This is a genomic window from Pseudomonas sp. PvP027 (assembly GCF_017833005.1).
In the GTDB taxonomy this organism is placed as follows: Bacteria; Pseudomonadota; Gammaproteobacteria; order Pseudomonadales; family Pseudomonadaceae; genus Aquipseudomonas; species Aquipseudomonas congelans.
On record NZ_JAFIBK010000001.1, the window covers coordinates 4,738,420 to 4,757,722 of the forward strand.

Annotated in this window: 18 protein-coding genes; 9 read left to right on the plus strand and 9 right to left on the minus strand. The window is 58.9% G+C overall.

Annotation, left to right across the window (positions count from 1 at the left end; genetic code table 11):
- The first annotated feature begins 5 nt into the window (after window positions 1-5).
- Entirely contained in the window at window positions 6-380 is a 375-nt protein-coding gene (locus JOE33_RS20560; protein WP_187625962.1) for a hypothetical protein, read from the plus strand.
- Window positions 381-463: 83 nt separating this feature from the next.
- Here JOE33_RS20560 and JOE33_RS20565 read toward each other — a convergent pair whose 3' ends face one another.
- Window positions 464-763: a hypothetical protein gene (locus JOE33_RS20565; RefSeq protein ID WP_209924125.1), complete on the minus strand. Its 300-nt coding sequence runs from the start codon at window positions 761-763 to the stop codon at window positions 464-466.
- A 162-nt stretch (window positions 764-925) separates the two neighbouring features.
- Window positions 926-1,339 carry a hypothetical protein gene (locus tag JOE33_RS20570; RefSeq protein WP_187625963.1) on the minus strand — a complete coding sequence of 138 codons (414 nt, stop codon included), beginning with the start codon at window positions 1,337-1,339 and terminating at the stop codon, window positions 926-928.
- Between the two features lie 344 nt (window positions 1,340-1,683).
- On the opposite strand from JOE33_RS20570, the gene JOE33_RS20575 reads away from it, so the two are divergent.
- Window positions 1,684-2,799, plus strand: coding sequence for a hypothetical protein (locus JOE33_RS20575; RefSeq protein ID WP_187625964.1), 1,116 nt, complete (start codon window positions 1,684-1,686; stop codon window positions 2,797-2,799).
- A gap of 168 nt (window positions 2,800-2,967) precedes the next feature.
- The gene (locus tag JOE33_RS20580; protein ID WP_187625965.1) at window positions 2,968-4,323 is read left to right on the plus strand and encodes a PBS lyase; all 1,356 of its coding nucleotides are present in this window, start codon (window positions 2,968-2,970) and stop codon (window positions 4,321-4,323) included.
- A 100-nt stretch (window positions 4,324-4,423) separates the two neighbouring features.
- Here JOE33_RS20580 and JOE33_RS20585 read toward each other — a convergent pair whose 3' ends face one another.
- Window positions 4,424-5,734, minus strand: a complete 1,311-nt coding sequence (locus JOE33_RS20585; RefSeq protein ID WP_187625966.1) for a mechanosensitive ion channel family protein — start codon at window positions 5,732-5,734, stop codon at window positions 4,424-4,426.
- 159 nt (window positions 5,735-5,893) lie between these two features.
- On the opposite strand from JOE33_RS20585, the gene JOE33_RS20590 reads away from it, so the two are divergent.
- Entirely contained in the window at window positions 5,894-7,006 is a 1,113-nt protein-coding gene (locus JOE33_RS20590; protein WP_187625967.1) for a hypothetical protein, read from the plus strand.
- 16 nt (window positions 7,007-7,022) lie between these two features.
- Here the strand turns inward: JOE33_RS20590 and JOE33_RS20595 are convergent, their stop codons facing one another.
- The gene (locus JOE33_RS20595; protein ID WP_096103408.1) at window positions 7,023-7,916 is read right to left on the minus strand and encodes a LysR family transcriptional regulator; all 894 of its coding nucleotides are present in this window, start codon (window positions 7,914-7,916) and stop codon (window positions 7,023-7,025) included.
- Between the two features lie 106 nt (window positions 7,917-8,022).
- Between JOE33_RS20595 and JOE33_RS20600 the strand changes: the two genes are divergently transcribed.
- Both JOE33_RS20600 and JOE33_RS20605 read left to right on the plus strand, forming a co-directional pair.
- Complete coding sequence (locus JOE33_RS20600; RefSeq protein WP_209924126.1) at window positions 8,023-9,285, plus strand: MFS transporter; 1,263 nt, start codon at window positions 8,023-8,025, stop codon at window positions 9,283-9,285.
- Window positions 9,282-10,310: an alpha/beta hydrolase gene (locus JOE33_RS20605; protein WP_187625969.1), complete on the plus strand. Its 1,029-nt coding sequence runs from the start codon at window positions 9,282-9,284 to the stop codon at window positions 10,308-10,310. The genes JOE33_RS20600 and JOE33_RS20605 overlap by 4 nt, the downstream gene beginning before the upstream one ends.
- 82 nt (window positions 10,311-10,392) lie before the next feature.
- On the opposite strand, the gene JOE33_RS20610 is transcribed toward JOE33_RS20605, so the two are convergent.
- Window positions 10,393-11,193 (minus strand): NAD(P)H-dependent oxidoreductase, encoded by an 801-nt coding sequence (locus tag JOE33_RS20610; protein WP_010436113.1) that lies wholly within the window; start codon window positions 11,191-11,193, stop codon window positions 10,393-10,395.
- Between the two features lie 88 nt (window positions 11,194-11,281).
- Here JOE33_RS20610 and JOE33_RS20615 point away from each other — a divergent pair, with 88 nt between their 5' ends.
- On the plus strand, window positions 11,282-12,181 hold the full coding sequence (locus JOE33_RS20615; protein ID WP_187625970.1) for a LysR family transcriptional regulator: 900 nt from the start codon (window positions 11,282-11,284) through the stop codon (window positions 12,179-12,181).
- 19 nt (window positions 12,182-12,200) lie between these two features.
- On the opposite strand, the gene JOE33_RS20620 is transcribed toward JOE33_RS20615, so the two are convergent.
- Together JOE33_RS20620 and bamA are read right to left on the minus strand one after the other, a co-directional pair.
- Window positions 12,201-12,614 (minus strand): hypothetical protein, encoded by a 414-nt coding sequence (locus JOE33_RS20620; RefSeq protein ID WP_187625971.1) that lies wholly within the window; start codon window positions 12,612-12,614, stop codon window positions 12,201-12,203.
- A 118-nt stretch (window positions 12,615-12,732) separates the two neighbouring features.
- Entirely contained in the window at window positions 12,733-15,105 is a 2,373-nt protein-coding gene (bamA, locus tag JOE33_RS20625) for an outer membrane protein assembly factor BamA (RefSeq protein WP_187625972.1), read from the minus strand.
- Between the two features lie 203 nt (window positions 15,106-15,308).
- Between bamA and JOE33_RS20630 the strand changes: the two genes are divergently transcribed.
- Window positions 15,309-15,998, plus strand: coding sequence for a response regulator transcription factor (locus tag JOE33_RS20630; RefSeq protein WP_054993468.1), 690 nt, complete (start codon window positions 15,309-15,311; stop codon window positions 15,996-15,998).
- A complete protein-coding gene (locus tag JOE33_RS20635; protein WP_187625973.1) occupies window positions 15,995-17,245 on the plus strand; it encodes an ATP-binding protein in 1,251 nt (416 codons plus the stop codon). Before JOE33_RS20630 ends, JOE33_RS20635 begins: the two co-directional genes overlap by 4 nt.
- 30 nt (window positions 17,246-17,275) lie before the next feature.
- On the opposite strand, the gene JOE33_RS20640 is transcribed toward JOE33_RS20635, so the two are convergent.
- Window positions 17,276-18,643, minus strand: a complete 1,368-nt coding sequence (locus tag JOE33_RS20640) for an ATP-binding protein (RefSeq protein WP_010436117.1) — start codon at window positions 18,641-18,643, stop codon at window positions 17,276-17,278.
- Window positions 18,640-19,302, minus strand: coding sequence for a response regulator (locus tag JOE33_RS20645; RefSeq protein ID WP_010436120.1), 663 nt, complete (start codon window positions 19,300-19,302; stop codon window positions 18,640-18,642). Before JOE33_RS20645 ends, JOE33_RS20640 begins: the two co-directional genes overlap by 4 nt.
- Between the last annotated feature and the right edge of the window lies 1 nt (window position 19,303).

Genomic DNA, 19,303 nt, shown 5'->3' on the forward strand with positions numbered 1-19,303 from the left:
TAACCATGCGCAAAGCCCACCTAATTGCCGCTCTCATTTCCGTAATGCTTGGCGGATGTGCCTCAACACCCCCTACGCCAACGGCCAAAATCGACTACAGCCGCCAAAGCTACGAAGGCACCAGGTTCGAAAAGCAGGTAATGAATGTCGAATCCCAGAAAGCCGCCTTCAAAGCCGACATCGATAGCTGCGAAGCCGAGGCCAGCCGACACTATCAGGAATCAATCGCTCGCAGTGCCCAACTGTCGCAATTGTACGGCCAAGCGCTGAGCCCTCATGTCCTTGCAAAAATGAAGGAACTTCAGGTGAGCGTTTGTATGGCGGGTGATAAAGCATCGTCGAGTACAGGCAAGGGGTGGACAGCTGTTCGGCCAGGTTGAGAGCAAGCACTGCGTCCAAGTTTGGCATCATCGCGAGTCGTACATAACTGTTGGCACTAGCGGCAGCTCTCGGCCAGAAGCAGTCATCGAGGTTGAGTTCTATCCGGAAGGACGTTGGCCTCGACGTTAAACTTGCTCAACAATGCGGCACCGTCAGTGACACCAAGAATCCGATCGATTGCAGCGATTTTAACGCTTGCATTGACGATCCGAAAATCTGCGTTGTTGTATGCAGCCTCCGCCTCATTGTGGAGTGCATAGGCGATGTGCGCCGCTACACGGACGCTCATCGGAGCAGTTACATCTCTGCCCAAGTAATCGGCAAGTAGTGTCCTGATCTCAAGCAGAGCGAGCGCGAGTAGCTTGGTCTGGTCAGTTTGCATAAAGTGATCCTGGATTCGGAAATCGAGAGTGCTAGCAGATTCGTGAGGTTACATAGACTCTTGGTCAGGCAAAAGCGAAAGACCGCTTTGGGTCGATAGCTGCCGGTCGTGATGACCGCTTACGACCCATAGCAGACGTTGAGGGCCCTAGTTATGCGCCGCTCAGAAAACGATTTCGCACCGTGCTTCAACGGCCTGTATTCGTAATGTCAGACCAGACTCGAAGCGCATGACAAGATGATGATTTGGTTGGATATTATCTGTGAGGTAGAAGGTTTGTGTTTCAGCAATGGACTCTACCGCTCCAATCGAATGAAGAACATTATCGTCACTGTCAGTCGAGTTTTCATCCCGCCCACTCGCTGAAAAGTAGTCAACCTCATGGAAGCTGATAGTGATCTTGCGTGCTTCTTCAGTCGGCACCCAAGAGTCACTCCGTCGAGTAAAGCTAACTACAGCCGACCGATCCAAGATGTCGTAACTGATGGCGCTGGCTTGGTAGAAGTTATGCAGATCGTATGCACGGCTGTGAATCTCAACCTCGATATGCCCGAATACGAAACCCTGGAATTGCATGGGCTAGCCCTAATGATCTACCGGTAGGCATGCATCGTACTGCATCATCGCGATGACCGCTTCTGGCCGATTGTGTTGAAAAAGTCGGTTTTCCAAACTGCTCGGATAGTGATGGGGGAAAACACCTTCTTTGCGGGTTGCTACGTAAATCCGAGTCCGGAAGCCTCTGCTAAAGTTAAGGATTCCAATCTCAGACGCGTACTTTTTGCCACGGTACCAAAGCCGGACTGTTTTCAACAGAATCGGCCGATAGCGCCCCCCCATAGTCTCGATCTCTTGTGGGATCAAAAACTCGCCTAGTGCAATATGGCCGTTTACTCAGCGAAAACATTGGGGAGACACAAGTGCTTGAGGATTTTGAGGTGATCACGGACGTCGCTGAAATCTTGCGATTGAACAAGCAACTTGCAAAGCAACTGCGCTCGACGCTCCCACACAAAGAAAGCCGCGAGATTACCTACCCCGCCGGGCATCATACCGGGACGGTCTACTTCGAAGCTCGGTCAGGGGTCGGCGTTCGAGCCTGGTCACCGCACATCGCGCCAGATAGGCTTCTAAACTATGTACTATCAGCGGATCCCAGAAGTACGAAGTGGATCGAGATAGTCGTCCAATTGAATTTTCCCGCGGGAACCTACAATCGACGTATGGCCGGTGCTTTTGTCAAAGACGGCAGCGGGGACGTCTTTGTGGCCCATCGAGGCAAGCTGACGAAGGGCAATGCGGGGCTTCCGAAAGATAAGGTATTCCGTGAGTTCGCAGCCCGCACTGTCGAAGCTAGTGATAACGAAAAGACTTCAAGAGTGATCCTGATTGGCGGATTAACGGATCCTGAAATTGCCAACCATTTGTGGGCATTCGCTGAGGAAGCTCGGGAGGTCGCGACCCGGCTGGGTGAAGAACTACATGGAGACGGAAAAAGCGAGCGCACCAGGACGTCCCTTTCAGATAGGGCGGCCAGTGGTGATTCCGAGGAAATTGGCGGGGAAAGAGAGGTTGATGAAGGTGCCCATCGGGCTTTTTTACCGGCTGAGGCATTGTTGAAACTTCGTGATTATTTTGACGAGTATTCTGGAGAGGGGCGAGTAAAAGGGCATGGGGGTGGCAAACGCACAGTTGAGCACGGTGCAGTCGTTCGGGCATTGGAGCTCGCGCTGCAAAAGCAAGGAAGCAGCCAGAAGGCGCAGGCAATCGACCTTGCTGTTGTCACGGCTTCTAACGTAGACCTTTTTGAAGTTAAAACAACTGCCCGAACGACGGACGTGTACACGGGGGTTGGCCAGTTGGTTATTCACGGTGAGTGTCTCTATGACGTACTGGGGCTCCCGGTGAAACGCTACCTCGTACTGCCAGAGAAGCCAAAGGCCAGCCATAGCAGGGCAGCATCTAGATCGGTGGGCGTCAAAATCGTCACTTATCAGAAGAAGGATGCGACGTATCAGTTCATAGGACTGCCCTGACGACAGGCCGTCGACAAATGTCCGCTTCTGGCCGATTGCGGGCCTTCGTCTCAGGTAGCTACAGGCCAAAGGCGACTGTCAAAACGCTAGACCTGATGCCCTGCCATCCGCGATCAATACTGCTGTATATTTTTGGATCAGATGGAAATGTTACGAAAGGATTGAAGCATGGCACCCATAAGGGAATGGTTAACTCGACTAAAAAATCACGAGGCGCCCGTCACGCAATGGGAGGTTCAGCGTCGTGAGGAAGCTGCGCGTTTGCTCGGCAACGCAGAGGAGAGTGGCGACTGGATAGCGCTGACTACTCACTACAACGGCTTCGTTCGCGAAGTAGCGGTCAGGGCACTACGTGACCAACCCTCTCCTGAAGCATTAGCAGCATTGATCGATCGTTTGAACGATTGGGTTCCACAAATTCGCGAGCTGGCAGCAGAAAGCCTAAATCATTATCTATCACCGTCTTATGTTCAGGCCTTGTTGTTCGTGCTCGAACCGCTCATGGCGCTGGCTTCGCGTCAAAGGGCAGATCATGGTCCTACACTGATGGCCGTGCGCAAGGTTCTTCAGACGGCCGAGATTCACGATGATGTCTACGCAAACTTCCTGGCTCGACAAAGCAGTCCGGCACGCTACTTGTTCACGTTGTTGCTGGAAAAAAGTGTCGATACACAGACGCTTCTACGAGATTCACTGGCCCACCGAGAGTTAACTGTGCGCCTTGCAGCCGTGGCCGCTTGCCAAGGGTTGCCTGCGGCGCAAGCACTGCCATTGCTACGCGAAGCCCTGTTTCGCCCAGGGGCCAAGGTGCGAGTCTGCGTAATGCGTGCGCTGCTGCCATTGCTGGAAGATCCACAACCGTTGTTGCGTACGGCCTTACTGGATGACTCGCGGTCCATCCGAACCCTGGCCCTCTGGCTAGCGCCAAAATACGATATTGATGCGCGGGCCATTCTGGCCGAACGACTGACGCAGGGCTTGCCCACAGCAAAGCGCGATTGGCTGGGTATCCTGGAGCTGGCAGCAGAACTTGATGTCGAACTCGAACACAACTGGTTGACGGCAGCAGCAGGATCTAACTATCCCTCCGTGCGACGAGCCACTATGGGCCATCTGGGCGAGGGACATTCGGTTGAGCTGCTCAGCGCGCTCGACGATCCATCGAGCGCCGTATTTCTTGCTGCAGTTGCCCAACTGAACAAGCATTCTTGGGCTTCCTTAAAGACCGGGCTAGATGCCAAATTGGACAAGGATTGGCATGAGCTATCCGAAAAGCGCCGCCATACCCTTATGCGACTGCGTCCGCAATGGCAGCAAGTAGCTTACTTACTCGCACGGTTAACTGCAGAGCCCGCTGCACAAACTCTTTGGGCTAAACGAGTCGACTTATGGTGCGAGGAGCAATACCAAATTGTCGATCCGGTCACGTCCAGGGCCGAGCGAGGCAAACTGATTGAGCAGCTTCGAGACCTGACCTCGAAAGGGTTAATCAGCAGTGCCAATTTTGCACGTGTTTCGGATTGATCAAACTCCGACACGACTGCAGAAATTCGAGCACTCATGATCCAGCCCCTACGGGGTGTGAATCCATCTTGAGCATTCAGTTATGCATTGTCTGCGCCTCTCAGCCCGAATGTTCTGTAGGCAACGGCTCTACCAGCGGTGTAGCCCCCACCCGCGCCGTCTCCCCCCGCAACCCCACCCGCATATCCGCCCCACTAGGCTGCTGATACAAGCTCAACCCAAACTCCGGCATCACCGTAATCAGATAATCGAAAATATCCCCCTGTATCCGCTCGTAATCCACCCACACCGTGGTGCGGGTGAAGCAGTAGATTTCCAGCGGGATGCCCTGCGAGGTGGGTTCGAGCTGGCGAACCATGCAGGTCATGTTCGGGTTGATGTCGACGTGGCTTTTCAGGTACGCCAGGGCGTAGGCGCGGAAGGTGCCGATGTTGGTCATGCGCCTGCGGTTGGCGGACATTTGTGCGACGTTGCCTTGTGCCTGGTTCCAGGCCAGCAATTCGGCCTGTTTGCGGCCGATGTAGTCGGTGAGCAGGTGGATTTGCATGAGTTGCTGTTCTTCATCGTCGCGCACGAAGCGCACGCCGCTGGCGTCGATGAACAGGCTGCGCTTGATGCGCCGTCCGCCTGATTGCTGCATGCCGCGCCAGTTGCGGAACGACTCTGACATCAGGCGCCAGGTCGGGATGGAGACGATGGTTTTATCGAAGTTCTGCACCTTGACGGTGTGCAGGGTGATGTCCACCACGTCGCCATCTGCGCCGACCTGCGGCATTTCGATCCAGTCGCCGACGCGCAGCATGTCGTTGCTGGTCAGCTGCACACTGGCGACGAAGGAGAGCAGGGTGTCCTTGTAGACCAACAGGATGACCGCCGACATGGCGCCGAGGCCGGACAGCAGAAGCAGGGGCGAACGGTCGATCAGGGTGGCGACGATGATGATCCCGGCGAAGACGTACAGGATCATCTTCGACAGCTGCACGTAACCTTTGATGGAGCGCGTACGGGCGTGCTCGGTGCGTGCGTAGATGTCCAGCATTGCATTGAGCAGGGCGCCGATGGCCAGGGTCATGAACAGGATGGTGAAGGCCATCGCCAGGTTGCCAATGACGTTTTTGCCTGTGGCGCTCAGCCCGGGGACCAGGTTCAGGCCGAACTGAATGACCAGCGACGGCACCATTTGCGCCAGGCGATGGAAAACCTTGTTGTGGCGAAAGTCGTTGATCCAGTGCAGGGATGCCTGACGGCCCAGCATCCTCACGGCATACAGCACCAGAAAGCGCGCCACGCGGCCAAGTACCAGTGCGGCGGTCAGCAACAGGATCAGGGCCAGCCCGGTACGTACCCACGGGTGCTGATCGAGCATGTCCCAGATTTCCTGGGTCTTGAGCCAAAGCGAGTGAATATCCATAAAAGCATCGGGCCCGTTGAGCGAAGAGGGGGGCGTGATTAGAACATTTACCGGGTCGGACGGGGCGGCCTGTGAGCACGAAGTGCACGTTGCGCAATGATTTCAAATTGTATCAATTGCTGAAGTAGACTCATCGCTCATTATCAAAGGAGTTGCGTCTTGCACCTATCCATCGTTCAACGCTGTGCGTCACGTCTCGGGTTGCAGGCCTTGCTGGTACTGGTCGGCCTGGCCTCGTCGACCCTGGTCAGTGCCGCCGGTGCATTACCGACCTACGGCGAAATGGATGCAGCAGGCTTTGCGGGCGCTCCTCGGGAGAACTACGCCCTGCAGGACTTCTCCGATAAATACCGTGCGACGCTGGAGATCTCCGCCAAAGACGATGTGTTTCGTCCCGGCGTCATCAACGTGTACGACAAGGCCAGCGGTGCGGCCTTGATCCGCGTGCAGTCCGATGAACTGGTGCTCGGCACTGACCCCAAGACCGGCAAGGTCAAAACCAACGTGCACGAGTTGCCCTATGGCGAACAAAGCGTACTGATCTATCAGGATTTCAACTTCGATGGCATCAAGGACCTCGCCTTGATGGACGGGCAGAACAGCTGTTATCACGGCCCCTCGTATCAGGTCTTTCTCGGCACGGCCGATGGTTTCCGGCACAGCGATTCGTTTACCAAACTGGCGCAAAACAACTGCGGCCTGTTCAGCGTGAATGAGAAAACCCGCAAGATCGAGACCATGACCAAAGACGGTTGCTGCTGGCATCAGACGTCTACGTACAGCATCCGTAATGGAGAGCCGGTTCTGGAAACGCAGACGGTCCTTGACCATACCGGTGGGTCAGGGTTGCCGACTGAAACAGTCAGTCGCAATCAGAATGGCAAGATGACGCACACCACCCGCATTGTCTGGGAGGAAGACGAGCAGCGTGAGGTTCTCTTGTCGTTCAGGCTCGCGCCGTCCGGCAAGCGCGTTGTGTTGTTCCGTTCAGGGGACGCAAGCCCGGTCTTTTACGCGGCTGTGGACAGCAAGAATCAGGTCGGGCTGCTGTTTCCCCAAGCTGAAGGCGAGCAACTGAAGTACGACGCTGCCAGTCACATACTGAGCTTCGTGCGCGGCGACACCGCTTACCGGATCGTGGGTGACGCAAAGGGTGCGCCCACCGCCATGCAAGTGGTGGTGCATGGCAAAACCTCCGACCTGAAGCTGCTGGCCGAGCCCGCTCAAGGTTCGCTGAACAAGGTCGCTGATGCGTTGAAAGCCGCGCAGTAATAAGGCTGCGGGGAGGCTAGCCCCGATACCTCACCGCCTCGACAAACGCACTGAACGCCGGCGATGCCTGTCGCCGGTTCGGGTAGTACAAGTGAAAGCCTTCGAAATACGGGCTCCAGTCGACCAGCACTTCTTTCAAGCGGCCGCTGGCAATGTGCGGTTCGGCCATGGAGTCCGGCACGTAGGCCAGGCCCACGCCGTCCAGTGCGGCGTTGAGCACGTGGATCATGCTGTTCGAGGTGAATTGCCCGTTGACCCGTATGTTGAGCTTGCGGCTGCCTTTCTCGAACTCCCAGGCGTAGCAGCTGCCGTTCGGCGAGTGACGGATGTTGATGCAGGTGTGTTGGGTCAGGTCCTGAGGTTGCAGCGGGACGGGGTGTCGCTCGAAGTAGGCCGGCGAGCCGACCACTGACAAGCGCCAGTCAGGCCCCAGGCGTACGGCAATCATGTCTTTGCTGATGGACTCCCCCAGGCGGATGCCTGCATCGAAGCGCTCGCTGACAATATTGGTGAAGCCGTAGTCGATGCAGATCTCGATCTGAATATCCGGGTACTGCGTCAGAAACCCTGCAAGCATCGGGCGGATGATGCCTTCTGCGGCGTCATCGGAGCAGGTGATGCGAATGGTGCCTGCGGGCTTGTCGCGCAGTTCGCCCAGCACTTCGACTTCTGCGGCAATCTGATCCAGCAGCGGCCCGATCGAGCGCATCAGCCGTTCGCCTGCTTCGGTCGGTGCCACATTGCGGGTTGTTCTTGCCAGCAGGCGCAGACCCATGCGCTCTTCAAGGCCCCTCATGGTGTGGCTCAGGGCGGAAGGCGTAACGCCCAGTCTGGTGGCCGCCTTGGTGAAGCTCTGATCGCGCGCCACCTGCAGAAAAGCTTGCAGATCATTGAGTTTGGGTGTGCTCATTGCTGAATCCTTCTCACAAGCGCGTATAAATTGTGGTGTCTAATCATCCTAATCCCATTGCCCTAACCTGTGCCGACTATTTTCAACATCGCTAGGTCAGTGACGCATGCAAGCATTCGATTCAACGCTAAAGGGGGCTGAGACGACGGCACATCCGCCAGCCTGGGGCGCCGTATTTTCGATGGCCCTGTGTGTGGTGGTGCTGATTGCGTCAGAGTTCATGCCGGTCAGCCTGCTGACACCCATCGCCCAGGACCTGGGCATCAGTCAGGGGCAGGCAGGGCAGGCGATTTCGATCTCCGGCTTTTTTGCCGTGTTGACCAGCCTGCTGAACACGCCGCTGACCGGGCATCTGGATCGCAAGCCTGTCCTGCTGGGCTTCAGCCTGTTGTTGCTGGTGTCTGGCGTGATCGTCACGCTGGCCTCCAACGGCTGGTTGTTCATGACGGGCCGTGCACTGCTCGGGATTGCCATTGGCGGTTTCTGGTCGATGTCGACCGCCACCGTGATGAAGCTGGTGCCGAAGCAATCGGTCGCCAAGGGCCTGGCCCTGATCAACGGCGGCAATGCGCTGGCGGCGACGGTCGCGGCGCCATTGGGCAGTTTCATGGGCCAGTACATCGGCTGGCGCGGCGCGTTTTTCCTGGTCATTCCGCTCGCAGCGCTGGCGTTTGCCTGGCAATGGCTAAGCCTGCCTGCCATGCGCAGCCAGCCGAACAACCGGGCACGCAATCCCTTCCGCCTGCTGCGCAACCCGCAAGTGGCCATCGGCATGAGCGCGATCCTGTTGCTGTTCATGGGCCAGTTCGCCGTCTTCACCTACCTGCGGCCGTTTCTGGAAGAGATCACCGGGGTCAGCGTCAACACGTTGTCCCTGATGCTTTTGGCGCTGGGGGCCAGCGGGCTGCTCGGCACCTACCTGATCGGCAGGCTGCTGCACAAAGGTTTGTATGCCTGCCTGATCGCCATTCCGCTGCTGATGGCGGTGCTGGCTGTTGCGCTGACCGGCCTGGGTCATTCGCCTCAGTCCGTCGCCATTGTGCTTGCCGCCTGGGGACTGATTGCCACGCCTGCACCGGTCGCCTGGGGCCTCTGGTTGAGCCGCACGCTGCCCGACGACGCCGAGGCAGGCGGCGGCCTGATGGTGGCGACCATTCAATTGGCGATCACCGCCGGGGCCGGCATCGGCGGCGCGCTGTTCGACCGCTTCGGCTGGTGGAGCCCGTTCGCATTCGGTGGCGTGTTACTGGCGTGTTCGGCCGCGCTGGCCTGGACGGCACGCGACAACGCGTCCCTGCGGGAAAGAAACACTGGTCAGGGCCGGGCAGGTAAACGCGGGTCAATTTCTCAACGAGGTAACACGCCATGAAAAAGATTCTTTTGATGCTTGGGCTTTTAATCAGCTCATACGCTGCGACAGGAGCAGACATGTCTCACGGTGCCGATAATTTCTACACAAGCGACAAGGTCGTTGCGCAAAAAGTGCTGTTCAACAACCAGTACAAGATGAAAGTCGCGGGCAATCTGTTTATACCCAAAGGCTCGAACCCGAATGTTAAAGCTCCGGCAATCATCGTCGGCCACCCGATGGGGGCGGTGAAGGAGCAAAGCGCCAATCTGTACGCGCAGAAACTGGCCGAGCAGGGGTTTGTCACCTTGTCGCTGGATCTGTCGTTCTGGGGCGGGAGCGAAGGCCAGCCGCGTAACGCCGTTTCACCCGATCTCTACGCCGAAGACTTCAGTGCTGCAGTGGACTTCCTGGGCACTCAGACCTTCGTCGACAAAAAACGAATCGGCGTTCTGGGGATTTGCGGCAGTGGCAGCTTTGTCATCAGTGCCGCGAAGATCGATCCGCGCATGAAAGCCATTGCCACGGTGAGCATGTATGACATGGGCGCTGCCAACCGCAACGGCCTGAAACATTCGCAGACGCTGGCGCAGCGCAAGAAGCTCATCGAGCAGGCGGCACTGCAGCGCGACGTGGAATACAGCGGCGGGGATACGGCTTATACCAGCGGCACCGTACACAAACTGACTGACAAATCCGGCCCGATCGAACGCGAGTTCTATGATTTCTATCGCACGCCACGGGGCGAGTTCACGCCCGAAGGCCAGTCCTCCGAGTTGACCACTCACCCGACGCTGACCAGCAACATCAAGTTCATGAACTTCTATCCGTTCAACGACATCGCGACCATCTCGCCACGCCCGATGTTGTTCATCGCCGGTTCAAAGGCGCACTCTCTGGAGTTCAGCGAGGAAGCGTACAAACTGGCCGGCCAGCCCAAGCAATTGATCATCGTGCCGGATGCCGGGCATGTGGATCTTTACGATCGGGTCGATCTCATCCCGTTCGACAAGCTGGGCGAGTTTTTCAAGAACAACCTGAAGTAATCCGCCGGAAAGCAATACGCTTGAAAAGGCCCTGCACAAGCAGGGCCTTTTGGTTATCGGTCACTGGTGATTTCGAATCTTCCTAGAGAACCGCAGGCTCATCCTCATCGCGCAAGTGAATGTCCAGCCCCTGCCGACCCGCTGCAAGATCAGCGCGCAATGTCAGTGCAGGGATCTCGTAATCGCCGTCGTTCTGTCTGCGAAAGGGCAAGGGCTCAAGGGTGAACAGGGTATCCAGGCGGTGGCCGTAGTCGGTGCAAATCCGCGCAAATATCGCGCTGTCCACTTTGCCTGCCCGGTACACGGGGAAGGGCGCGAGCACATCGAAACCCGGATAGAACAGGATGCCGTGCTGGATAGGAAAGAGGATGTCGTTCAGCGCGCCGTTCACGCCACGCTCGCTGTAGTGCGACTCCCAGCCGCCCATGGTCACCACCAGCATGGCGCGCTTGCCTGCCAGCGTTCCTTCACCGTAGCGATCACCCCAGTGATGGTCGCTGTGCTCGCCCACGCCGTAGGCGAAACCACAGGCGTACACCCGCTCTATCCAGCCTTTCATGATCGCTGGCATCGAAAACCACCAGAGCGGGAATTGAAAGATGACGGCGTCTGCCCAAAGCAATTTGGCCTGTTCGGCCTCGATGTCCGGCGGCTGAATGCCGGCGGCAAACACGCGTTGCGACTCAAGGGCAGGGTCAAAGCGGCTGCTTGTTTCACGACCGGGAGCATCGTTGGCGTCGATGATCGCTTTCCAGCCCATCTGGTAGAGGTCGGACACCTGCACCTGATGGCCATTGTTCTGTAGATGATCAACTGCGAAGTCTTTTAACGACCCGTTCAGCGAACGCGGCTCGGGGTGGGCGTAGACAATAAGTATGTTCATGAGCGGCTCCGGTTTGTCTGTAATGCCGCAACGCTACAGACCCGATCGGGTATGCTGGAAATCAATCTCCCAAACACTTGGTATTTGCATGAACAATACCTTGCGGCGTATCGATCTCAATTTGCTGGTCACGCTGGATGCATTGCTCTCGGAGCAGAACGTGACCCGCGCGGCGCATCGGCTGAACCTGACCCAGCCCACCGTCAGCCTGCAATTGGGCAGGCTGAGGCAGGTGCTGGACGATCCATTGCTGTTGCCGGGACCGCGGGGCATGACCCCGACCGCGCGGGCTGAAGAACTGCGCGAACCGCTCAGGCAGGCGCTTGCCGCGCTGGAGTCAGCGTTACTGCCCGGCCGGGATTTCGATCCGGCGAAGGCCGATAACACCTGGCGCGTGGCTGCCAGCGACTACGCGACCATCGCGTTGATATGGCCATCGCTCGGCAGGTTGCGCAGCAGTGCGCCGGGCACACGTCTGGCCATGTTGAACAAGCACCCTGTCAGTCTGGCCGCTGATCTTGAAAACGGTCGGCTGGATCTGGCGTTGCACACCCGCGATGAGGCGCCGCCCAAGCTGCGCCAGCGGTCGTTGATCCATGAGCGTTATGTGCTTGCCGCCCGGCATGATCATCCGGACCTTGTGCGACCGGTGTCGCTGACACGTTTCTGTGAGCTGGAGCATGCGGTCATGTCTCCCGACGGCGGTGGCTTCGCCGGAAGTACCGATCAGGCCTTGGCGGCGCTGGGGTTAAGCCGGCGGGTGGTATTGTCGGCACCGCATTTCGGCTCGCTGGCGTCTGCACTGACCAGCAGCGACCTGGTCGCAGTGGTGCCTGAACGGCTGGTGCGCAATCAGTCGGCGCTCGTGGTTCAGGAGCCGCCGCTTTCGATTCCCGGGTTTGAAATGCTCATGCTGTGGCCAGAGCGTTTGCACCGCGATCCGGCTCATATGTGGCTGCGAGACTTGATGGCCTCGGCCATTGATTGAACCGTGCGGCGCCCACGATTCAAGCCCGCAGCTTGCGTCCGCGCAACGCACTCAAACACTCGCGCCCCGCATCCTCGGCGGTTTGCATAACCTTCTGGCTGCTGTCCTCGGTGATCCAGGTCAGCAGCCGGACCTGCCCCGTCGCCTGGCTGCCGCCGTGCATACGGCTCAGGGTTTCGCGTTGCTTGAGCATGGCTTTCATGCGGGTGGCGAGCATGAAGATGTCGTCGATGAAGCCGTCTTCGACGTTGTCGTGATGCTCGATGCCCAGCCCCGTGGCGTCGTGGTCGATGCGCAGGTGGTAGTGCATGGCGCCGCTTGCATCTTCGCTGCCGAACAGCGCGATGACGAAACCTTTGCCCAGCAGCGAGCGCAAGGCGTGCTGGATGATTTCCTGCACATCGGGGGTGATCTGTCTGACTTCGCGGCTCATGTAACGACTCCTGACCTGATGAGTAGTGCAGGCAGTATTCAACGACGGGATGTAAAGCGCGGTCCGGGCCAGGTAATGCTGGGTAAAGACGCCTTTGTTCATGCTGAAAAGGTCCGCCTCAAAAGGTCTGGCCCAGCGAGAACTGGAACACCTGGGTCTCGGCGTCTTCGGGCTTTTTGATCGGCACGGCGAGGTCGAAGCTCAAGGGGCCGAGCGGCGAGTACCAAGTCACGCCGACGCCGACCGAACTGGCCATCTGGTCGATATTGATGTTGCCGCAGTTCTGCGTGGTGGTCAGGTAGCACTTGTCCGCGTAGACCGTGCCGAAGTCCCAGAACAGCGAGGTGCGCAGGGATTTCTGGTCTTTGACGAAGGGCATCGGGAACAGGTATTCCATGCCACCGGTGATCAGGATGTTGCCGCCCAGGGCTTCGGTGTCGCGGTCGGAATAGTAGATCTGCCCCTGACTGGCGTAGGTGCCGGTGGCCGGGGTATTGCGCGGCCCCAGCGTGCCGTCCTTGAAGCCGCGCACCGTGGCCTGGCCGCCCGCCGTATAGTTTTCGTAGAAGGGCAGGCCGTCGGTATCGCCGTAACCGTTGCCGTAGCCGAGTTTGGTATGCAGGCGCAGCGAGGTGGTGTCGCTGAGCGGCAGGAAGGTCTGGCCGTTGTAGTCGAGTTTGTAGAACTGCAGGTCACTGCCCGGCACGGTGCTGGTCAGGGTCAGGCTTTGCGAGTGACCACGGGTGGCCAGTACGCCTTTGTTGAGGGTCGATTCCGACCAGCCGACGCTGGCCTTGAGGTTGGTGAACGCATCACCCTCGCGCTCGATGAAGTCGTAGATCTCGTCAGCGCTGTAGCTGCCGGCGTCCAGGGTGTCACGCTGAATCGACAGCCCGTAGGTCAGGCGCGATGTTTCGCTGATCGGATAGCCGAGGTTGACCCCTGCGCCCACGCTGTTGAGCGAGTAGTAGGAGACCTCGTCGTCATCGTCGTAATACTTGCTGTAGTCGGTCGCATTGTAGAAAACGTTGTAGCCCAGGCTCACCCCGTCAGGCGTGAAGTACGGGTTGGTGAACGCGAAGTTGTATTTGGTCTGGTATTCGGAGCGGGTCATGCCGAGGCTGGCGAAGTTGCCGGTGCCGAGGATGTTGTTCTGCGAGATGGAGCCGCCGAGTATCAGCCCTGCGCTTTGCGAAAAGCCCACGCTGGCGGTGATGTTGCCCGAGGCCTGCTCTTCGACGGCGTAGTTGATGTCCACCTGGTCGTCGGTGCCGGGGACCGCTGGCGTTTCCACGTTTACTTCCTTGAAGAAGCCGAGACGCTCCAGACGCACCTTCGACTGGTCGATCAGGTAAGTCGAGGCCCAGCCGCCTTCCATCTGGCGCATTTCACGGCGCAGCACTTCATCGGCGGTCTTGGTGTTACCGCGAAAATTGATGCGGTTGGCGTAGGCGCGCTTGCCGGGGTCGACTACGAAACTGATATCGACGGTGTGATCGGTATCGTTGGCTTTCGGCACGCCATTGACGTTGGCGAATGTGTAGCCATCGTTGCCCAGACGGCGGGTGATCAGGTTGGTGCTGTCAGTCATGACCTTGCGGGAGAACACCTGGCCCGGTTTGACCAGGATCAGTTGGTCGAGCTGGTCCTTCGGCACTTTCAGGTCGCCGCCCAGTTTGACGCTGCCCACCGTATACCGGTCGCCTTCGGTGATGTTGACGGTAATGAACACGCCTTTCTTGTCAGGCGTCAGCGAAACCTGCGTCGAGTTGATATCCATGTTGATGTAGCCGCGGTCCAGGTACCAGGAGCGCAGTCGTTCCAGGTCACCGGAGAGTTTTTCGCGGGCGTACTTGTCATCGTTCTTGAAAAACGACAGCCAGTTGCTGGTCTTGAGCTGAAACTGATCAGCCAGCTGTTCATCGGAGAACACGGTGTTGCCGACCACATTGATGTGCTGGATCGACGCCACCGTCCCTTCGTCGATAGTGATTTTCAGGGCGATGCGGTTGCGTGGCGCGGGCAGCGCCTGGGTATCGACCGAAGCACTGTAGCGGCCCTGGGAGACATATTGGCGTTGCAGTTCATTGCGCACGCCCTCAAGCGTGGCGCGCTGGAAGATCTCGCCTTCACTGAGCCCCGACTGCTTGAGGCCCTTCATCAGGTCGTCGGTACTGATGGCCTTGTTGCCGGCAATCTCGATACTGGCGATAGAAGGGCGTTCGACTACATTGATCACCAGCACGTTGCCATCGCGTGCAACGTTGATGTCTTGAAAGAAACCGGTCTTGAACAGTGAGCGCGACGCGTCGGCCAGACGCTGCTCATCCGCCTGATCGCCGACATTGAGCGGCAGCGCAGCGAATACGCTGCCGGCAGATACGCGTTGCAGGCCGTTGACGCGGATGTCCGAGATGGCAAAAGTATCGGCGTGTACCAGCGGGACGCTGAATGCCAGGCAGAACGATAGAAGCAGACGCGAAGAAATCATCAAACCCTTTCCAGAAAGCTGCGACAAAGGCCAATGACACGCCAGAAAGGGCCGGTCCGGTAGGCGCTGTTGGCTGCGCAGCATAGGGGGAGGGCATGTTGGGGACGGTTAACGCCGTGTAAGGTTAGGTAAAGATCATCGCGCCCGGCTGACACGCCGCAGCAGCGCCGGGATAATCGGCCACCACCAATCAAGGGCCTGCCATGACTTGCGTATTGCTTGTCGACGATGATCGGGAACTGACGGAAATGCTCAGCCAGTACCTGACCCGTGAAAGCTTCGACGTGACCTGCACCAACAGCGCTGAAGAGGGCGAGATTGAAGCCTTGTCCGGGCGTCACGACATCGTCGTGCTGGACATCATGATGCCGCGCATCTCCGGGATCGAGGTGCTGCGGCGTATCCGTGCGCAAAGCCAGGTGCCGGTGATTCTGCTGACCGCACGCGGCGACAATATCGACCGTATTTCCGGGCTGGAACTGGGCGCTGACGATTACGTGCCCAAGCCCAGCTCACCCGGTGAACTGGTGGCGCGCCTGCGGGCGATCATGCGCCGGGTGCGGGCGGTGTCGGTAGTCGAGACGGTCAGGGATGTGATTCAGGCCGGAGAGCTGATGCTCTGGCCGGGCAAGCGCGAGGCGCGCTGGCAGGGCGTGACGCTGGAACTGACCGGCAACGAGTTCTGCCTGCTCGAAGAACTGGCGCGGCATGCCGGGCAACTGGTCAGCAAACAGAACCTCTCGATGAACGCGCTGGGGCGGCCGCTGGCCCGCTACGATCGCAGTATCGACGTGCACATCAGCAGCATTCGCCACAAGCTCGGTCCGCGCAACGATAACCAGAGCTGGATACAGAGCGTGCGCAATCTGGGCTATATGTTGATCACGCCATGAGGCCGAGCCGGTTATTCTGGAAGTTGTTTCTGGCGTTCTGGCTGGCGACCAGCCTGACCTTCATGGTCGGTGCCGGCCTGTTCATGTTCACCCAGTCCGGGCGGGGCGATCCTTCGTTCAGTACGGTACTCGACAATGAAGTGCGCATTCTGCAGCAGTCAGGCATTGCTGCGGGGCAGGCGTTGCTTGATGCCTGGCAGCCGGAGGGGCACGGCAGGGTCGGTCTGTACGACAGCAACGGTTTGTTGCTGGCAGGCAATTCGCTGGAAAACCCTCGCTTCGAACTCGCCGTGCACACGCGCGAAGGCGCACTCGTGCATATCCGCTCTACCCAGCGCCCCAACCACGACGATCAACCCTCTCACCTCAATCCGCTGATCACCGGCACGGTCATGAGTGCGCTGTTCAGCTGGTTTCTCAGCAGCTATCTGGTGGCACCGCTGATGAAATTGCGTGAGGCGATGGGCAAGGTCGCCAGAGGCCGTTTCGACACACGGGTAAAACCCGATATGGGCCGGCGGCGCGATGAAATCGTCGACCTTGCCGAGGATTGCGACCGCATGGCCAATCAGCTCAAGGTCATGGCCGACTCTCAGCAACAACTGCTGCATGATATTTCCCATGAGCTGCGTTCGCCGCTGACGCGCATGAGCGCCGCCATCGGCCTGTTGCGCCAGGAGCCAACCCAGCTAGACATGCTCGAACGCATCGAGCGCGAGTCGGAGCGCATGGACTCGCTGATCGAGGAATTGCTGACCCTGGCGCGCATGCAGAGTGATGTCGAAAGCCTGACGCGGGAACCGGTCGATGTCATCAGCCTGCTGGCGGCCATCGTCGAAGATGCCGAGTTCGAGGCTGGACTGAAGCAGTGTCGGGTCAGGCTGCAGGCTCCCGGATCTTTCGTCGCACAGGTCGACAGCGAACTGCTCTACCGGGCCTTCGAGAACGTGATCCGCAATGCCGTTCGCCACACTGCGGTCGGCAGCGATGTAGTGGTGGTCGCCAACGTTCAGGCCCAGCCGCTGTGCCTGATGGTCAATGTCATCGATCAGGGGCCAGGCGTGGACGAGGAGTGCCTGCAACGTATTTTCCAGCCCTTCGAGCGCGGCCCGGAGAATGCCGCGCAGGGCTTCGGCCTGGGCCTGGCCATCGCCCTGCGGGCTATCGAAATGCACGGCGGGCAGATCGCCGCACGCAATCGGCCGGGCGGCGGGCTGGTGGTCGATGTGCTGCTGCCGGTGTCGTGACGGCGCTTGCTTGACCGTCTCGGTGCTCAGTCAGTGCAACGGCGCTTGCAGGCTGGCCCTGAGTCCACCCTCCGGACGATTGTCGAGGCTCACGTTGCCGCCCATCGATAGCGCGACTTTCTGCACGATGGCCAGCCCCAGGCCGACGCCTTGATCGTTGCCACGGCTGTAGAACGGCTCGAACAAGCGTTCGCGCTCCTGCTCATCGATACCGGGGCCCTGATCGTCGACGTTGAGCCGGAAGTAATGCTCGCTGAAGGTCAGCCCCACCGTGACCTGGCCGCCTTCGGGTGAGAAGTTGACGGCATTGGTGATCAGGTTGTGCAAGGCGATGTCCAGCGCAGGGAAGTCCACCGTTGCTTCACGGGTGGCTTCAGTGCACTCAAAGGACAGCTCCAGATTCTTGCTCAGCACCCAGGGCGTCAATTGCACCAGGCTGTCGCGCACGGCGCTGACCAGATCCACCGCTACCTTGCCCGCTGGCGAAGGGCCGGGCTCCAGGCGCGCAATGGTCAGCAACTGATTGACCAGCCGCGTGGTGCGGTCCACGCCGATGATCAGGTAGCCCAGCGACTGCTGCCGTTGGTCTTCGTTGTGCGCTTCCAGTACGTTTTGCGCGTGCACCCGCAGGACCGCCAGGGGCGTGCGCATTTCGTGGGCCGCATCGGCAATGAAGCGTCGCTCGCGCTTTAGCAGGTCCTGAATCTGCCCCAGCAGACGGTTCAGGGCGGCCTGCATGGGCTCCAGTTCAGCGGGCAGGGCGTTGAGCTGCAGAGGGTGCAGGGAACCGGCGTTACGGCCGCGCAGGGTATCGGCAAAATCGGCCAGCGGCCTCAGCCCCCAGCGGATCGCCAGCCAGATCGCGATCATCAGCACCAGGCTGCCGATCAGGTTCGGCAACACCGTGTGACGCACAATGCGGTTGACCAGATCCGAGCGCACGTCATCGCGCTCACCGACCCAGACCAGCAGCCCGTGCTGTGTGTCCCTGAGCACGAAGGCTCGCCATTGATGGCCGGCCATGTCGTTGAAATCACTGAACCCGGTGCTCTGTGGCGGATGAGTGAAGGTGGGGGCGCTGGCAGTGTGTACCAGCGAGTTGTTGTCCTTGTCCCAGACCTGAAAGGCGATCTTGCCCTCGTAAGGGTGGCCGTCAACACGCGGTTCGGCCTGGGCGAGAGCCTGATTGAAGGCCTGATAGAGCTGCGCATGTTCCTTGCGCTCCATGGGCATGCGCATCACACCTTCCAGCAGCCTCGCGTTCTGCGCAAGTTGGGCATCGTAGATTTCCGCGATTTCGTGATTGCTGTCATGCACGTTGAACAGCGTCAGAACCAGAAGACCACACAGCAGCAGGCCGATGATCAGGGTCAGTGTGCGGCGGCGTATCGACTTCAAGAACGCTCCTCCACCAGGTAACCCACGCCTCGAATGGTACGGATCAGGGTGCTGGAAAACTTTTTGCGCAGATGATGAATGTGCACTTCAAGGGTGTTGCTTTCGGCCTCTTCGTTCCAGCCATAGAGCAGTTGCATGAGCCGTTCGCGGGTCATGACCCTGCCTGGCGGCGAGAGCAATTCATACAGCAGTTGATATTCCTTGGGCGTGAGAGCCACTGCGGCATCGTGATAGCTGACCTGTTGCGTGCTGGGGTCCAGGCGGATGCCGTTGTGTTCGATCAGCACCTTGGCGCGCCCGGCACTGCGCCGCAGCAGGGCGCGCAACCGGGCCTTCAGCTCGGACACATCGAAGGGCTTGACCAGGTAATCGTCAGCGCCGATGTCCAGACCGATAATCCGGTCTTCGGTGGCGTCGCGTGCGGTCAGGATCATGACCGGCAGCGTCGATCCGCTGTGACGCAGTCGACGCAGAACTTCAAAACCACTCAACGTCGGCAGGCCGACGTCGAGAATGGCCAGATCGAAGCTCTCGCTGAGCAGAGCATGCAGGGCGCTGCTGCCGTCCTTGATCCAGTCAACGGTGTAGCCTTCCCGGCTGAGTGCCTGCTGAATGCCTTCGCCCAGTGCAACGTCGTCTTCGATAAGCAGCAGACGCATG

Bases quoted from the DNA above. Each gene is read 5' to 3' on its own strand.
- JOE33_RS20580 (WP_187625965.1), top strand. From the start codon at position 2,968: ATGGCACCCATAAGGGAATGGTTAACTCGACTAAAAAATCACGAGGCG.
- JOE33_RS20565 (WP_209924125.1), bottom strand. From the start codon at position 763: ATGCAAACTGACCAGACCAAGCTACTCGCGCTCGCTCTGCTTGAGATC.
- JOE33_RS20585 (WP_187625966.1), bottom strand. From the start codon at position 5,734: ATGGATATTCACTCGCTTTGGCTCAAGACCCAGGAAATCTGGGACATG.
- JOE33_RS20600 (WP_209924126.1), top strand. From the start codon at position 8,023: ATGCAAGCATTCGATTCAACGCTAAAGGGGGCTGAGACGACGGCACAT.
- JOE33_RS20605 (WP_187625969.1), top strand. From the start codon at position 9,282: ATGAAAAAGATTCTTTTGATGCTTGGGCTTTTAATCAGCTCATACGCT.
- JOE33_RS20645 (WP_010436120.1), bottom strand. From the start codon at position 19,302: ATGCGTCTGCTGCTTATCGAAGACGACGTTGCACTGGGCGAAGGCATT.
- bamA (WP_187625972.1), bottom strand. From the start codon at position 15,105: ATGATTTCTTCGCGTCTGCTTCTATCGTTCTGCCTGGCATTCAGCGTC.
- JOE33_RS20610 (WP_010436113.1), bottom strand. From the start codon at position 11,193: ATGAACATACTTATTGTCTACGCCCACCCCGAGCCGCGTTCGCTGAAC.
- JOE33_RS20570 (WP_187625963.1), bottom strand. From the start codon at position 1,339: ATGCAATTCCAGGGTTTCGTATTCGGGCATATCGAGGTTGAGATTCAC.
- JOE33_RS20595 (WP_096103408.1), bottom strand. From the start codon at position 7,916: ATGAGCACACCCAAACTCAATGATCTGCAAGCTTTTCTGCAGGTGGCG.
- JOE33_RS20620 (WP_187625971.1), bottom strand. From the start codon at position 12,614: ATGAGCCGCGAAGTCAGACAGATCACCCCCGATGTGCAGGAAATCATC.
- JOE33_RS20630 (WP_054993468.1), top strand. From the start codon at position 15,309: ATGACTTGCGTATTGCTTGTCGACGATGATCGGGAACTGACGGAAATG.
- JOE33_RS20615 (WP_187625970.1), top strand. From the start codon at position 11,282: ATGAACAATACCTTGCGGCGTATCGATCTCAATTTGCTGGTCACGCTG.
- JOE33_RS20635 (WP_187625973.1), top strand. From the start codon at position 15,995: ATGAGGCCGAGCCGGTTATTCTGGAAGTTGTTTCTGGCGTTCTGGCTG.
- JOE33_RS20560 (WP_187625962.1), top strand. From the start codon at position 6: ATGCGCAAAGCCCACCTAATTGCCGCTCTCATTTCCGTAATGCTTGGC.